Raw genomic sequence first — 14923 nt, 5'->3', positions numbered from 1 at the left:
CTCGCTCCTAGAGCGCTGGCCCGAGCCGGATCGGGCTGCCATCGGCGAAGCGGGTGGAGCGGAAACGACTGAGATCGTGTCCGACTTCGTTGTTCTGGATCAGGTCGGCCATGACGCGGCCGATGCCCGGTCCGATGCCAAAGCCATGGCCGCTCATGCCGGTCGCCACGAAGAGGCCCGGGATCGTCGCGATGCGATCGACGATCGGCACGACATCCGGCATAGCGTCGATCATGCCCGCCCAGCTTGCCTTGAGACGCACGTCTTTGAAGTCTGGAAACAGCGCCCGGAACTCCTTGCCGATACTGCGCACCGCCCCGGGCTTGGGTGTCGGATTGAGAACCCGCATTCGCTCGAATGGGCTTTGTGTGTCGGCGTCCCACTGGCGTGATGTCAGCCAGCTGTCCGGATAACCACGCGGAGCGGCTGGTCCGTAGCGCGTTCCGAACGGATTGGCTCTGAGGGCAGGAACATATTTCGATGCATGGCGGAAGGCATCCGGCCCGATGAAGAGTTCTGAAGCACCGCCGCCGGCAAGCGTGTAGCCGCCGTCCTGCCTGCGCCGAAACGCGATCGATCCGTCGGTGACGGCCCCCACATGGATTTCCGGCATGGGCTCGGTTGCAACAACCGTCGACCTGACACTCAACTGCGGAATCGAGACGCCGTGTGCACGCAAAAGCAGCGACGACCATGCACCACCTGCAACAAGCACCGAGGAGGTCGAGATGCGCCCCTTTTCGGTCCAGACACCGTTGATGCGGCCTGCCGCGATGTCAAGTTTGCGCACAGCGCAGTGTTCGATGATCGTGACACCTTCACGCGCGGCCATGCGGGCGATTGCCGGTACCGCAACCCATGGCTCGGCACGCATGTCCGACGGCGTCAGCATGCCGCCTTTGTAGCGCCGCGACATGGCCGGTATCAGGTCTGCCACATCCTGCGAGGAAAGCAGCCGCGTATCAACGCCATGGGCGCCGGCAACCACCATGAAGTCGGCATAGGCGCTCATTTCCTTGTCTGTCCGTGCGAGATAGGCGACGCCCGACTGCGTGAGCCCGATATCCTCGCCGCATTCCTCGGCCAGTTGCTGCCAGAGGCGGCGCGCTTCGATCACGATCGGCAGTTCATCCGCGTCCCGACCCTGCTGACGAATCCAGCCCCAGTTGCGTGAGGACTGTTCCGCTGCAACGCGGCCTTTCTCCAGAACCGTGACGGAGATATTGCGGCGCCGCAGAAACAGCGCCGTCATAATCCCGATAACGCCGCCGCCCACGATCACGACGTCCGCTGCTTCAGGCAGCGGCGACTGGAACCGGGCGGGGTAAGTGTCAGAGAAAGGGAAAGTGATGGTCACGAAGATCGCTGTTTCCGAACTGAAAGGCGCCAAAGCAAGAATGGCATTGTGTCTGGTGGTCGGCCGAGCCGGTATGGCGCCTTATCGATAGCCGTCGGGATCGCGGACAATCAAGTGATCCGCTTAAGGTCTGCGATGCCGTGGTATCGGCATCGATACGGCCAAGGACACGCTCTATGCCCGGATGCAGATCGACGGGCCAAGCATAAAGAATGAGCCACCCAGACAACCTCAGCAAGCGGAGCGGACAGAACCATCATCCCACGCGCCTCAGCCAGACCACGCTAGCCATTCCGGGTATGTGCATCTGCCCTTGCTTGAGCGTCACGGTAAGCTACGTGGCGCAGCTGGTTGCTGAAGTCGTGCAGGTGCGAATGGTCAAAGGCAGGCCTGTCCGTGAATTGGGCTTGCCATCAGGCAAACGCAACGAGGCACTCGATTCTGCCGCCAAGTTTTCCGCTGCGTGTCGATTTGCTCAAACCAAAAGCTTTTCAATGCGTGGCTCGCTCCGACGCCGCGATTTGAGCTTGAAGCTAGCATTGCAGTCTCTCAGGCCAAATTCGTCCTTAGGCTAAGCCGCTCGTACCATGGCGGACAAATTGTGGTTGCTGGGATCTCCAGGCTAACTTCGCAATATACTCCAAATACAACTAGATTCTTGCATGTGTCGGAAATGTGCACTTGTGGCGGCACCCGTAAACGTAATCGTTGTTTAACAAATGCAAAGCAGGCACGATAGCATTAGCGAGGGTCTCATTCCTTAAACGTCCGGCATTTCTGGCAACAACTTATCGAGTGTGATCGGATACTCGCGTACGCGCACGCCCGTGGCGTTATAGATGGCGTTCGCCACTGCGGCACCCACACCGCAGATACCGAGTTCACCCACGCCTTTCGCCTTCATCGGTGAGGAAGTCGGATCGGTTTCGTCGAGGAAAACCACCTCTTGGTGTGGGATATCGGCATGGACCGGCACTTCGTAGCCGGCGAGATCGTGGTTGGCGAAGAAGCCATGGCGTTCATCAATGGCCAACTCCTCCATCAGGGCCGCGCCCGCACCCATGGTCAACGCGCCGATCACTTGTGAGCGCGCAGTCTTGGGATTCAGGATGCGGCCCGCCGCGCACACGGCCATCATGCGGCGGATGCGGGTCTCACCGGTGAAGCTGTCGACGCCCACCTCCACGAAATGTGCGCCGAAGGTGGATTGGTGGATCTTCTTGTCGAGATCGCCGAACTCCAGCGTATCCTCGGCGACGATCTCCCCGTCCTTTGCTGCATCCTTGAGGGGCAGGGAACGATTGCCTGCTCGCACCTTGCTGTCTGCGAACTCGATATCGTCCGCATTGAAGCCGAGCTTCTGGGCGACAGCCTCGCGCAGCTTGACGCAAGCGGCATAGACGCCGGCGGTCGACGAATTGCCACCCCACTGACCGCCCGAGCCGGACGATACCGGATAGGTCGAGTCGCCCAGCCGCACCTCGACCATTTCGAGTGGCACGCCCATCATCTCGGCCGCCGTCTGCGCGATGATCGTATAGGAGCCCGTGCCGATATCGGTCATGTCCGTCTCGACCGTCACCACGCCATCTGTGGCTAGGCGCACACGAGCGCCGGAATCCATGGTCTGGTTGTTGCGAAATGCCGCTGCGACACCGATGCCGACAAGCCAGCGTCCGTCGCGAACCTGGGCGGGCTGCGGGTTGCGCTTGTTCCAGCCGAAGCGTTCCGCACCTTGGCGGAAGCATTCGGTCAACTGGCGCTGTGAAAATGGCAGGTCCTTGTTTCCGCCTTCGCCCGCCTTGGCCTGCGGGTCGGTTTCGTCCGCAGGCGCGGAAGGCTTGTCCGGTACCACCTGCGTGTCGTTGAGGATGCGGAACTCGATCGGATCGATCTCGAGCCGCTCGGCCATCTCGTCCATCGCGATCTCGAGCGCCATCAGCCCTGGCGCCTCACCGGGCGCGCGCATGGCATTGCCCTCGGGCAGATCAAGCACGGCAAGGCGGGTCTGCGTCATGCGGTCAGCGCCTGCGTAAAGGAAGCGCGTCTGCTGCACGGCGTTCTCGGGTTGCCCGCCTTCAAGATCGCCAGACCAGCTCTCGTGGCCGATGGCACTGATCTTGCCGTCCTGGCTCGCACCGATGCGGATGCGCTGCACCGTGGCCGGACGGTGGGTTGTGTTGTTGGCGATCAACGGCCGCTGCAACGCGACCTTCACCGGACGATGCGCGGCCTTTGCCCCAAGGGCTGCCAGCACGATGTCCGAGCGCAGAAAGAGCTTGCCGCCAAACCCGCCCCCGACGAAAGGCGACATCAGGCGTATGCTGTCGCGATTGATGTTCAGCGTCTTGGCCAGATCGTCCGCACCCCAGTTGATCATCTGGTTGGATGTCCAGACCATCAACTTATCGCCGTCCCACGCTGCGACCGAGGCGTGAGGCTCCATCATCGCATGGGAGTGGTCGGGCGTATGATAGATCGCGTCGAACTTGACGGCCGCACGTTCGAACCCTGCCTGAAAATCGCCGACGGCTGAATCGGGCTCGCCATCTTCCGGCTTCTTTCCCTGACCCTTTTCCTCGTTGAGGCTGAAGCGTCCTTTCTCACTCTGATATTCAACACGGACGAGATTGGCTGCCGCACGCGCCTGCTCGAAACTCTCGGCCACCACAAGGGCAATGGCTTGATGGTAGTGCTGGATCTCAGGTCCGCCGAGCAGCTTAGCCGTGTTCTTCTCACCGATGCCGAGCTTGCCGGCGTTTTCTGCCGTGACAATGGCAATTACGCCCGGTGCGCGCTTGGCCTCGGCCGTTTCCATCGAGCGGATGCGGCCCTTGGCGATGCCTGCGCCCACGACATAGCCGTAAGCCTGGTTCGGCAGGTTGTGCTCATAGGCGTAAAGCGCGGTGCCCGTCGTCTTGAGCGGGCCTTCGATCCGGTCATGCGGTTGTCCGACGACCTTGAGCTGATCGATAGGATTGGTGGCGGCGGGGGTGTCAAACTTCATGGCTCAGGTCCTCGCCTCTTCGACCACTGAGGCCAGCGCTCGTGTGGTCAACGCCAGCTTGAAACGGTTTTCGTTGGTGGGCTTGGCGTCCGCGAAAAGGCGTTGCGAAACGGCTGGCGCACCGCGCGACAGCTCGCTTTCAGCCTCCTCCACTCGCCACGGCTTGTGCGCGACACCACCTACTGCGAAGCGCCCCGTGCCGTCTGGTTGGATCACGGCTCCCACCGAAACGAGCGCAAAGGCATAGGACGCACGGTCCCGGACCTTGCGGTAGATGTGCTTACCACCAAGCGGCTTGGGCAAGGTCACGGCCGTGATCAATTCACCCTGTTCGAGAGCGGTCTCGATATGCGGCGTGTCGCCGGGCAGCTTGTGGAAGTCGGCGATGGGGATCGCACGTGTTTGGCCATCGGGTTTCACCGTCTCGACCGTCGCATCCAAAGCACGCAGGGCCACATTCATGTCGCTTGGATTGGTGGCGATGCAGGCATCGCTGACGCCCACCACGGCGAGCTGGCGCGTGAAGCCGCCGATGGCCGAGCAGCCTGAGCCGGGCTGCCGTTTGTTGCAGGCCATGTTGGTGTCGTAGAAGTAAGGGCATCGCGTGCGCTGAAGCAGGTTGCCAGCGGTCGTCGCTTTGTTGCGCAACTGGCCCGAGGCGCCTGCGAGGAGTGCGCGGGACAGGAGCCCGTAGTCGCTCCGCACGCGTTCATGCGCAGCCAGATCGGTGTTGCGCATCAGCGCACCGATCCGGATGCCGCCCTGTTCCGTGTCCTCGATGCGGTCGAGTGCAAGTCCGTTCACATCGATCAGGTGCGTCGGCACCTCAATCTCGAGCTTCATCAAATCGAGAAGATTGGTGCCGCCTGCTATGAACTTGGCGTCGGGTTGGCGCGCGGCAGCGGCTGCTGCGTCCGCCGGAGACTGAGCACGTTCGAAAGAGAAGCTTTTCATGCCTGCCTCCCGGCGACATCGGTCATGGCATCGACGATGTTGGAATAGGCACCGCAGCGGCAGATGTTTCCGCTCATCCGTTCCCGCATCTCCAATGCCGTGGCCTCGGGCGCAGCTGTGATGTCGCCGCTGACATGGCTCGGTATGCCCGCCTTGATCTCATCGAGCACGGCTATCGCCGAGCAGATTTGCCCCGGGGTGCAGTAGCCACATTGGTAGCCGTCATGCGACACAAAGGCCGCCTGCATCGGATGCAGGGTTTCTGGGGTACCAAGGCCCTCGATCGTGGTGACCTCCTCGTTCTCATGCATCCAGGCCAATGTCAGGCATGAGTTGATGCGCCGGCCATCGACCAGAACCGTGCAGGCGCCGCACTGACCGTGATCACAGCCTTTCTTGGTGCCCGTCAGTTGCATGTGTTCGCGCAGCGCGTCGAGCAGCGTGGTGCGTGTGTCGACTTCCAACTCGCGCGGCTTACCATTGACGCTTAGTTTGATGCGCGTGGTCTGCACGGTTTCTCCTGTCGAGTTCTGGGCTTGGGCGGCTGCGGGCACCGCGGAAACGGCGACGGTTGCGGCCGTGCTGACGAGCAGGTCGCGCCGGTTGAGTTCGAGTTGTCCGGGAGATTGCATCAAGACGGATCGTCCTTGTCTGGCTGGGACGCGCCAAGGCGCGCCCTTGCTTGATTGAGACCGGTGCCAATCATGCGTGAAGCCGCAGGACCGCTATTACCGAAATAGGGTAACGCGCGAGTGCGGGACGACAACCCGCACAGTGCTGTGAAGTGGACGTGAGCTTTCCATGCTTGACCGGTCTGTCGACAGCATTTTGAGGTGCTTCTCGAAGCCTCTGGGACGCCTCAGCTTGCCTGGGTCGAGCCGAAAGCGTTTGGACCGCTTTCGGACGGTTTGCGTCTACCCGTCTGAACCACGTTGTCGGTATGGAACCCGACGGTGCGTTCAGAGATGAATACGTGGGAGAAAGATGCGATGGCTTAAAAAAGGCGGCTGCTAAATTTGCTGCATCCCGCCATCGACGCAGAGTTCCGCACCGGTAATGAAGCTCGCCTCGTCGCTGAGGAGGAAGAGCGTCGCGGCGGCGACCTCGTCGGGGCGCGCCATGCGGCCCAGCGGAATGGGCGCAATCAGTGCCGCACGTCCTTCTTCCGGCACGGCCGCCATCATGTCCGTATCCGTCGGACCCGGTGCCACGACGTTGACGCGGATGCCGCGAGGGGCGAGTTCGGCGGCCCAGGAACGCGCATATGATCGGACTGCCGCCTTTGTGGCCGCATAGGTGCTGTAGGGCGGGATGCCCATGACGTCCGCGATCGATCCCATCAGGACCACCGAGGCCCTATCACCCATCGCGGGTAAGGCCGCCTTGAGGCCGAAGACCATGCCACGCACGTTCACTCCGAAGTGGCGATCGAAGTGCTCGGGGGTTTGGTCCGCGATCGAGGCTGGCTCGGACAGGCCGGCATTCAGAACGAGAAGGTCCAAGCGTCCGCGCGCCTCCATGACCGCCGCGACAGCGCGCGACAGGTCTTCCGGCGCGCCGGCATCGGCCACCAAGCCGCGGGCCTGCGGGCCCAGTTTGCGAGCGGCGGCCTCGACCTCTTCGGTCCTTCGCCCGGTCAGAAAGACGGTCGCCCCTTCACGCGACAGGCGTTCGGCGACCGCCAGACCGATGCCCTTGGCGCCCCCGATCACGAGAGCGGTCTTGTTCTCAACTCTTGCCATCGCACATGCTCCTTGCTCAGCGATGGCATCCAGATATACGACGGGTATCTAGTCGCAAGAACGCACTTTGAAGAGCCTAGATATGACGGACTATACCGAGCTTGAGCGTTTGTCGGCGCAGGCATGCGTGGAGATGGTCCGCATCCGGCCAGTTCTGGATCGGATCGCGGATAAGTGGACGATCCTGATCCTGACCGTGTTGTGCCCCAAGCCGGCACGGTTCAACGAAATCAAGCGACGGCTGAACGGCATCACGCACAAGGCGCTTGCTGACGCCTTGAAGCGGCTGGAACGAAATGGTCTCGTCACCCGGACGGTCCTGCCGACCGCGCCGATCGGCGTGGAGTACACGATCACACCGCTTGGCCACTCGTTGCGGCAGCCGTTCGAGGCCTTATGCGCCTGGGCGCTTACGCACGGTCCTGACATTGAGCGAGCGAGCACCAACTTCGATCAGGCGAAAGCTGACCGATAGCTGTTGCAGGCCATGAACCGGAGAGTGCTGTGGCCTGCAGATAGAGGTCGGTTGCTATGATGCGTCCCCGGAACCGCCTGTGTGAGTTCCGCTCGAAAATGACAGACCGCAGGTTGTGACGCCTCTGCCCAACTTGAATACGGGCAGAGGCGATGGGGTTGCCTTTAGACGGTGGCACGCGCCGCAATGGTCGCTTTGGCCCACCAAACGAGCTCATCCAATGCTGCAGTGGCGGAGGGAAGCAGGTTCGCTTCGATCGATTCGATCGACTGTTTGCCGAAATATGGGTGGATCGCCATGAAGTCGCCGCCGCCAATATGGACAGCAGACTTCGTGGAAACCATCTGAAGCTCAACGCCGATGCCGCGCAGGTGCTCGACTGCACGTGCACCACCCGTGCCGCCATATCCGATCGCAGTGAACGGCTTGCGGTTCCATTCCTTGTAGGCCTGGTCGAGCGCGTTCTTCAGAACGCCCGTGATCGAATGGTTGTACTCGGCAACCACGAAGATGAAGCCATCAAATTTCCCGATTGTTTGCTGCCATCGAACGGCTTCAGGGTTCTCGCTTGGGGCCCACAGGTTGGACGCTGCTTCATCGAAGAACGGCATCGGATGATCGCGCAGGTCGACAACCTCGACCTCCATGTCATTGCGTGCCTGAGTTTGTTTCAACATCCATTGGGCAGGCACGTCCGCGAAGCGCGTCGGACGCGTCGATCCGATGATGAGCGCTATTCGGGGCTTGGTTGTCATCAGGTTCCTCGTGTAATCAGGTTTACAACAGAAACCTAATTACGGATCGCAATTGGGCGCACAAGGAGGCACCGTGGCGACACCAGATAACCCTTTGGAAACCGCTCACGAGCGTGAGACGCACAATGTGGCAGCCTGTGAGCACATCAGTCGAACGCTGGCGCGCACCAGCGACAAGTGGTCGATGCTGATCGTGCGGGTGCTCGGAAAAGGCCCGCGCCGTTTCAACGCGCTGCGTCGCGAGATCGGCGAGATCAGTCAGAAAATGCTCGCCTCGACGCTCCGCGACTTGGAAGAACACGGGTTCGTCTCGCGAACGGTGACACCTGTGACGCCACCGCAAGTCGAGTATGCTTTGACTGATCTGGGGCGTGAATTTCTCGAGCCCGTCAGAGCGCTTGCCGAATGGGTCATGGTCAACAGCCCACGCATGGAGGCAGCGCGCGCCGCTTATGCGACAAGGCGCGCCGGCCAGTAGCCCCACATCATGCGCCGGTGGACGGGAGCCGGTGGTTTCAGGGTCGACTATGCGGACGCAGGCAGTGTCGCTTGCCGCGATTGAAGTGCGCTTGAGTGCTTGCCAGACTTTCGCCCCCGAAATTCAGCGTTGATCTAGGCAAGCCGTGTCGGATGGAACGTGCCGACATTGAAGCTGGTTTCCAAGGGCTTGGCCAGCGACGAAAGTGCCCGCGCGACATGGGTCCCGCTGCCCTTCGTTCCGATAAGCGCGTCGTTTTCGACCATGATCTTCCCGCCGAGCAACACGGTGGTCGGCCAGCCGGTCACTTCCAGCCCCTCATAGGGTGTGTAATCGGCGCCGTCGTGGAGGTCGGCGTGGCGGATCGTGCGTTTCGCCTTCGGGTCCCAGATGGCGATGTCGGCATCCATGCCCACCGCGATCGAGCCCTTGCGCGAAAGGCCGTAAAGCCTGGCATGGTTGGTGGAAGTCAGGGCCACGAAGCGTTCGAGCGTGATGCGGCCCTTGACGACGCCTTCCGAGAAAAGGATCGGCAGGCGCGTTTCCACACCGGGAATGCCGTTGGGCACGTGCCTGAAGCTCTGCCGTCCTCTCGGGTTCAGTTTGCCGTGCGGGTCGTCGTAGCGGAACGGGCAATGGTCGGATGAAAAGAGATCGAAGTCGTTCTGCTCGAGCCCGACCCAGCAGGCGGCCTGCGCTGCCTCATCCCGGGGCGGCGGCGAGCAAACGAATTTCGCGCCCTCCCAGTCCATGCCATCGAGGTCCTTGGCTGTCAGCATCAGATATTGCGGGCAGGTTTCAGCTACGACCTTGCGTCCACGGCCGCGGGCGGCCCGAATTTCTGCGATGGCTTCGCCGTTTGAGACATGGACGATGACCACTGGCACATTCACCACTTCGGCCAGCGACACGGCGCGATGGGTCGCTTCGCGCTCGACCGCCGTCGGTCGTGTCGTGGCATGCGCCAGCGGGCGAACATCGCCGCGATGCTCATGCGCATTGACGAGATAGCGGATCGCATCCTCGTTCTCGCAGTGGACCATCACCAGCGCGCCGGTGCGGCGGGCGGTATCCATCACACCCAGAATCTGCGCGTCGTTCAGCCTGAGATCCTCATAGGTCATGAAGACCTTGAGCGAGGTGTAACCGTCGGCGACAAGCGCAGGCAGTTCCTGCCCGAGCACCGCGGCGCTGGGGTCGGTCAGGATAAGGTGGAAGGACACATCCGTGTAGCACTGGCCTTCCGCCAGGCCGTGATACCAGGAAAGCGCCTCGCGCAAGCTCTGGCCCTTTGTCTGCAGGCAGAACGGCATCACCGTGGTGTTGCCGCCGAAGAGAGCTGAGCGCGTGCCGGACTCGAAATCGTCGGCCATGACGATGCCGTCGCCCGATGGCTGCGAGATGTGAACATGACTGTCTATGCCGCCCGGCAGGACAAGCCGGTCCGTGGCGTCGATCACGCGCGACGCCTCACCGAGATTCCTGCCGATCGCTACGATGGTACCATCGTGGACCGCGACGTCGGCCTGAAACACATCGCTCGCGGTCGCGACCGTGCCGCTGCGGATAAGAAGATCGTAAGCCACGGTCGTGCTCAAAGGCTGGGCTCGAGAGCTTGGATCAGGCGATCGACCTCGGCTTCGGTGTTGTAGTGGATCATCGATACCCGCACCACGCCGTGATTGCCGAGCAACCCATGCTCCTCGACGATGCGGCGGGCATAGAAGTCGCCGAAGCGGATGCCGATGTGATGCCTGTCCACGGCTTCCACCACTGCGGCCGAGTCCGTGTTCTCCACGGTGAAGCTGACTGTCGAAACGCGCTCGGCTGGTGCGTCTGTGGCGCGACCGATCACGCGCACCGAGTTTCGGCTTTGAAAGAAGTCGAGGAGCTTTCCGGTGAGTTTCCGTTCCTGCTCGGTGATCGCCTCGAAGCCCGCCTCGATTGCCGCGCGGCCGGTGCTGCCATTGGCCTGACGGCCGAGCTCCTCGACATAATCGACCGCGCCGATCGAACCCCAGGCGCATTCATAATTGATGTTGCCGGGTTCGAGCTTGTGAGGTACCCGCGATTTATCGAAGAAGTAGTGGTAGATATTGTCGAGCGCTTCCAGCTTCTCGCGCTTGCCGAACATCACCGCATGGTGGGGCCCGAACACCTTGTAGACGCTGAAGATATAGTAGTCGGCATCGAGTGCCTTCACGTCGATGGCGCGGTGCGGCGCATAGGCCACCGCATCGACGCAGAGTTCCGCGCCCGCTTCATGCGCGATGTCCGCGATCTCCCGGATCGGGTTGATCGTGCCGAGGATGTTGGAAGCATGCGTCACGCAGACGAGCTTGGTGCGCTCGCTCATCAGGCCGCGCAGATCGTCGAGGTCGAGCTCGAAGGTTTCGGGGTCACAGCGCCACCACTTGACGGTGACGCCCCGGCCCTCGTGGCGCAGCCAGGGGCCGATATTGGCTTCGTGATCGACGTTGGTCAGGATGATCTCGTCGCCCGGCTGGAGGCGTCCGGTCATGGCTTCCGATAGAAAGCGGATCAGGATCGTGGTGGAGGGGCCCATCACGATCTCGTTCGGCGCGCAGTTCATGAAGCGGGCAAAGGCGTTGCGGCTTTCGCCCACCCGCCGCGTCGATTCCTGGCTCGGTGCGTAGCTCGCACCGGTCTGGACGTTCGAAGTGAGGAGATAGTCCGACACACGGTCGGCAACGGATTTCAGCACCTGCGAGCCGCCCGCATTGTCCATAAAGGCCCATTCGCCCGAAAGGGCAGGGAATTGGCTGCGCACATAGGAAAGATCGAGCATGGTTGGGCTGTCCTTGAAGGCGTATCAGCCGGAGCTCAGTGGTTGAGCACGGCGTCGAGAAAGGCGCGGGCGCGCTCGTTCGTGGTCGAGGAAAAGAAGGTCTGTGGGTCGGCAATCTCGCGGATTTCGCCGGCTTCCATGAAAACGATACGGTCGGCGACCTGACGGGCGAACCCCATTTCATGGGTGACGAGAATCATCGTCACGCCGCCATGGGCGAGCCTCTTGATCACGTCGAGCACCTCGCCCACCATTTCGGGATCGAGCGCGGAAGTGGGCTCATCGAAAAGCAGGATGCGCGGTTCCATGGCGAGCGCGCGCGCGATGCCGACGCGTTGCTGCTGCCCGCCTGAAAGCTGAGCCGGATATTTCTCCGCCTGATCGGCGATGCCGACACGATGCAGGAGTTCGCGCGCCCTGGTTCGGGCCCCATCCCATGACTGCTTCTTCACCCGCACGGGCCCGAGCGCCACATTGTCGAGCACGGACAGGTTGGGAAACAGGTTGAAGCTTTGAAACACCATTCCTGTTTGCTGGCGGACGGCAAGCAGGTTGCGTCCGCGCTCGACGCGTATATCGCCCACGAACACATCGCCGCTGTCATAGTCTTCGAGATGGTTGATGCAGCGGATCAAGGTCGACTTGCCGGACCCGGAAGGTCCGAGCAGCACCACCACTTCGCCAGCGAAGATATCCAGCGACACGTTCTTCAGCGCGTTGAATTCGCCGAAGCGCTTGCCGACGTTTCGCATGCGGATCAGGGGCGCGGCACTCATCAGCGGGCTCCCTTGCGGCGAAACCGCTCTTCATACACAGCCACGAGCCGGACGAGGGGCAAAAGCAGAAGCAGATAGAGAACAGCCGCCCCGATCAGCGGGCTCGGATTGGCGGCAAGCGCCTGGGCCTGCGTTGCCTGCTTGAGCAGATCCGGCAGCGCGACCACGGAGGCGAGCGCCGTGTCTTTCATCACATTGATCGAGTTGTTGGTGAGCGGCGGAATGACGATGCGGATGGCCTGCGGGAGGATCACGTCGCGCATGCGGTCGAATGCGTTGAGGCCGATCGAATAGGCAGCCTCGAACTGACCGAGCGGAATGGCCTGGATGCCGGCGCGATAGATTTCGGCCGTGTAGGCAGCGGAAACGGTCGAAAGCGCCAGACAGGCCGAGGCGAAGGGCGAAAGCCTCAGGCCGAGGAATGGGAAAGCGTAGTAAACGATGACCAGCCAGACGAGCACCGGCAAAGCGCGAAAGACGTCGATATAGGCGATGGCCAGAAACCGGAAGGGCTGCGGCGCGTAAAGGCGGATGAGCGCCAGAAACAGACCGCCAACGAGGCCGAGCACGATGGACAAGGCGCCGAGGAGGATCGTGCGGCCAAGCCCGTCGAGCAGCAGCGGCCAGGAGCGCGCGAGAACGTCGAGGTTGAAGAAGGTCGAAGCGAGATCCATCCGCACTCAGATCCGTGAATAAGCAACAGAAACGGATCGGCATGACCGGAAGCGGGGTGCTCCCGGTCATGCCGGAGGATGCTTAGAGCTTTGGCATATCCGCGACGGTTGCGGTCGAGGTTGCGGCATCGGCTTCCGTGCCGAACCACTTCTTGTGAAGCGCCGACAGGAAACCTTCCTTTTTGAGCGCCGAGATCGCCTCGCTGGCCTGGGCTGCGAGCGGCGAGTCCTTGGCGAACATCATCGAATACTGCTCGCCGGTCTTGATGCGCTCGACCACCGCATATTGCGGCTTGTCCTTGATGTAGTAGGCGACGGCCGGGATGTCGGAGATGTAGCCGTCGATGCCGCCATTGCCCAGATCGAGCATGGCGGGCGCGAGCCCTTCGAAGCGGCGGATTTCGGAAACGCCCGTCTCCTTCTGGTGCTCGGTCGCATACATGTCCCCCGTCGAGCCGGTATCGACGCCGAGCACCTTACCCTTCAGGTCGGCCTGGCTCTTGATGCCGGACGAGGCGAGCACGGATAGCGACTGGTCGCTGTCGTAATAGGGCTGGGCGAAGGAAACGGATTCCAGTCGCTTCTTGGTGATGGTGATCGAGGAAACGGCGACATCGATGCGGTTCGACTGCACTGCGGAGAAGAGGCCGTTGAAAGGGATGTTCTCGACCTGAACATCATCATAGCCCAGCCGCTTGGCGACCTCTTTCACGAGTTCGATCTCGAAGCCGACGATCTCGCCTTTCTCGTCCTGAAATTCCCAGGGCACGTTGCCGACATTGGCGCCGACGGTGAGTGTCTTGGCCATTGCGGGACTGGCAATGGTAGCTGCTGCAAGCGCAAGCGCGGCGATGAAGCTGCGGATCATGGTGGTTCCCCTTTTTCGTTTTGGTCGGTCTCCGTTCGGAGCCCGCAAGCAACCGTGTGCACATTGAAGAGGCAGAAACTCCCATTGATGCCAACTAAAAGTGCATGCAATTGCTAAGAAAAATGTATGCGATTAATCGCGACGTGGGAAGCTCTTTTTGGTAAAGTCCGATCAGCCTCCCTGCATTCTTTTTCGCGGCGACGCTTTCTCGATCACCGCATATGGCGCGAGAACCTCCATCAGATCGCCCCGTCGCTCCGGCACTTTCAGGAATGCACGTCCGGCGACCTGCTCGAGATGATCGCTCATCAGGGCCGACGCCTGCTCCGCGTCGTTCTTTTCCAGTGCATCGATCAGCGCCCGATGTTCCGAGATCGCGCATTCGGATGAATGGGGCCGGCCGAATGTCGCGAGCGAGAGGCAGGAGCGATAGGCGATTTCACGGACATAGCGGGTCAGCAGACCTTTGCCGGTCATTTCGGCGAGCTTGACGTGAAACTCGGTGGCCAGCCGTATGGCGCTCTTGCCGCCATTATTGCCGTCGCTGCGCTCTTCCTCATCCACATGGGCACGAAGCTCGGCGAGCTGCACCGCATCGAGCTTCCCGCAGAGACGGTCCACCACAAGACGCTCGAGTTGGATCCTGATGTCGAACTCATCGCGCGCATCTTCAAACGAAGGCATGGCGACGATGGCCATTCTGTTGCGCCTGAGTTCGACCAGACCTTCCGAAGCGAGCTGCGCCAGCGCATGACGGGCCAGTGTCCGGCTGACGCCAAAGCGTTCGCCCAGAGTGTCTTCCGGCAACGTATCGCCAGGGGCAAGCGCCTGATCGAGAATGGCGCGGCGGATGGCGTCGCGGATGAGAGAGGATTTGTCCAGCGGCTCCATGACGACTCGCGAATGAAATCAAATGACGAATATGCGGAACAACGGCACATGGCTCCTACGCAAACCTGTCCGTCGAACTGATCGCAAGCATAACCGCAGTCGCATTGTATGCAAAAGACGACCACGCTTGTGATCGA

At 61.5% G+C, this 14923-nt stretch carries 15 protein-coding genes; 3 read left to right on the top strand and 12 right to left on the bottom strand.

What is annotated here, in order from left to right; all coding sequences use genetic code 11:
• Window positions 1–7: 7 nt before the first annotated feature.
• A complete protein-coding gene (locus NGM99_RS06855; protein ID WP_252817401.1) occupies window positions 8–1357 on the bottom strand; it encodes an NAD(P)/FAD-dependent oxidoreductase in 1350 nt (449 codons plus the stop codon).
• A 212-nt stretch (window positions 1358–1569) separates the two neighbouring features.
• Here NGM99_RS06855 and NGM99_RS21735 point away from each other — a divergent pair, with 212 nt between their 5' ends.
• Window positions 1570–1932 (top strand): terminase gpA endonuclease subunit, encoded by a 363-nt coding sequence (locus NGM99_RS21735; RefSeq protein ID WP_353937388.1) that lies wholly within the window; start codon window positions 1570–1572, stop codon window positions 1930–1932.
• A gap of 185 nt (window positions 1933–2117) precedes the next feature.
• Here NGM99_RS21735 and paoC read toward each other — a convergent pair whose 3' ends face one another.
• From paoC to NGM99_RS06835, 4 genes are all read right to left on the bottom strand, one after another.
• Window positions 2118–4364 carry an aldehyde oxidoreductase molybdenum-binding subunit PaoC gene (gene paoC / locus NGM99_RS06850; protein ID WP_252817399.1) on the bottom strand — a complete coding sequence of 749 codons (2247 nt, stop codon included), beginning with the start codon at window positions 4362–4364 and terminating at the stop codon, window positions 2118–2120.
• A gap of 3 nt (window positions 4365–4367) precedes the next feature.
• Entirely contained in the window at window positions 4368–5318 is a 951-nt protein-coding gene (locus tag NGM99_RS06845) for an FAD binding domain-containing protein (RefSeq protein WP_252817397.1), read from the bottom strand.
• Entirely contained in the window at window positions 5315–5950 is a 636-nt protein-coding gene (gene paoA, locus NGM99_RS06840; protein WP_252817395.1) for an aldehyde dehydrogenase iron-sulfur subunit PaoA, read from the bottom strand. Before paoA ends, NGM99_RS06845 begins: the two co-directional genes overlap by 4 nt.
• Before the next feature lie 378 nt (window positions 5951–6328).
• Window positions 6329–7060, bottom strand: a complete 732-nt coding sequence (locus NGM99_RS06835) for an SDR family NAD(P)-dependent oxidoreductase (RefSeq protein WP_252817393.1) — start codon at window positions 7058–7060, stop codon at window positions 6329–6331.
• A gap of 82 nt (window positions 7061–7142) precedes the next feature.
• On the opposite strand from NGM99_RS06835, the gene NGM99_RS06830 reads away from it, so the two are divergent.
• Window positions 7143–7535, top strand: a complete 393-nt coding sequence (locus NGM99_RS06830) for a winged helix-turn-helix transcriptional regulator (protein ID WP_252817391.1) — start codon at window positions 7143–7145, stop codon at window positions 7533–7535.
• A gap of 164 nt (window positions 7536–7699) precedes the next feature.
• Here NGM99_RS06830 and NGM99_RS06825 read toward each other — a convergent pair whose 3' ends face one another.
• A complete protein-coding gene (locus NGM99_RS06825; RefSeq protein ID WP_252817389.1) occupies window positions 7700–8290 on the bottom strand; it encodes an NADPH-dependent FMN reductase in 591 nt (196 codons plus the stop codon).
• Between the two features lie 73 nt (window positions 8291–8363).
• Between NGM99_RS06825 and NGM99_RS06820 the strand changes: the two genes are divergently transcribed.
• Window positions 8364–8768 carry a winged helix-turn-helix transcriptional regulator gene (locus NGM99_RS06820; protein WP_252817387.1) on the top strand — a complete coding sequence of 135 codons (405 nt, stop codon included), beginning with the start codon at window positions 8364–8366 and terminating at the stop codon, window positions 8766–8768.
• Between the two features lie 134 nt (window positions 8769–8902).
• Here NGM99_RS06820 and hydA read toward each other — a convergent pair whose 3' ends face one another.
• From hydA to NGM99_RS06790, 6 genes are all read right to left on the bottom strand, one after another.
• Complete coding sequence (gene hydA / locus NGM99_RS06815; protein WP_252817777.1) at window positions 8903–10354, bottom strand: dihydropyrimidinase; 1452 nt, start codon at window positions 10352–10354, stop codon at window positions 8903–8905.
• A gap of 8 nt (window positions 10355–10362) precedes the next feature.
• Complete coding sequence (locus NGM99_RS06810) at window positions 10363–11577, bottom strand: cysteine desulfurase-like protein (RefSeq protein ID WP_252817385.1); 1215 nt, start codon at window positions 11575–11577, stop codon at window positions 10363–10365.
• 35 nt (window positions 11578–11612) lie between these two features.
• Window positions 11613–12353, bottom strand: a complete 741-nt coding sequence (locus NGM99_RS06805) for an amino acid ABC transporter ATP-binding protein (RefSeq protein WP_289852370.1) — start codon at window positions 12351–12353, stop codon at window positions 11613–11615.
• Entirely contained in the window at window positions 12353–13027 is a 675-nt protein-coding gene (locus NGM99_RS06800; RefSeq protein ID WP_252817383.1) for an amino acid ABC transporter permease, read from the bottom strand. Before NGM99_RS06800 ends, NGM99_RS06805 begins: the two co-directional genes overlap by 1 nt.
• A gap of 82 nt (window positions 13028–13109) precedes the next feature.
• Window positions 13110–13895 (bottom strand): transporter substrate-binding domain-containing protein, encoded by a 786-nt coding sequence (locus NGM99_RS06795; protein WP_252817381.1) that lies wholly within the window; start codon window positions 13893–13895, stop codon window positions 13110–13112.
• 171 nt (window positions 13896–14066) lie between these two features.
• Window positions 14067–14786 (bottom strand): GntR family transcriptional regulator, encoded by a 720-nt coding sequence (locus NGM99_RS06790; RefSeq protein ID WP_252817378.1) that lies wholly within the window; start codon window positions 14784–14786, stop codon window positions 14067–14069.
• Window positions 14787–14923: the final 137 nt, after the last annotated feature.

The sequence above is a fragment of the Mesorhizobium liriopis genome (genome assembly GCF_024053505.1).
GTDB classification, from domain to species: Bacteria; Pseudomonadota; Alphaproteobacteria; order Rhizobiales; family Rhizobiaceae; genus Mesorhizobium_B; species Mesorhizobium_B liriopis.
Note: the sequence above shows the minus strand (reverse complement) of the source record. Positions and strands in the feature narration are given on the sequence as shown.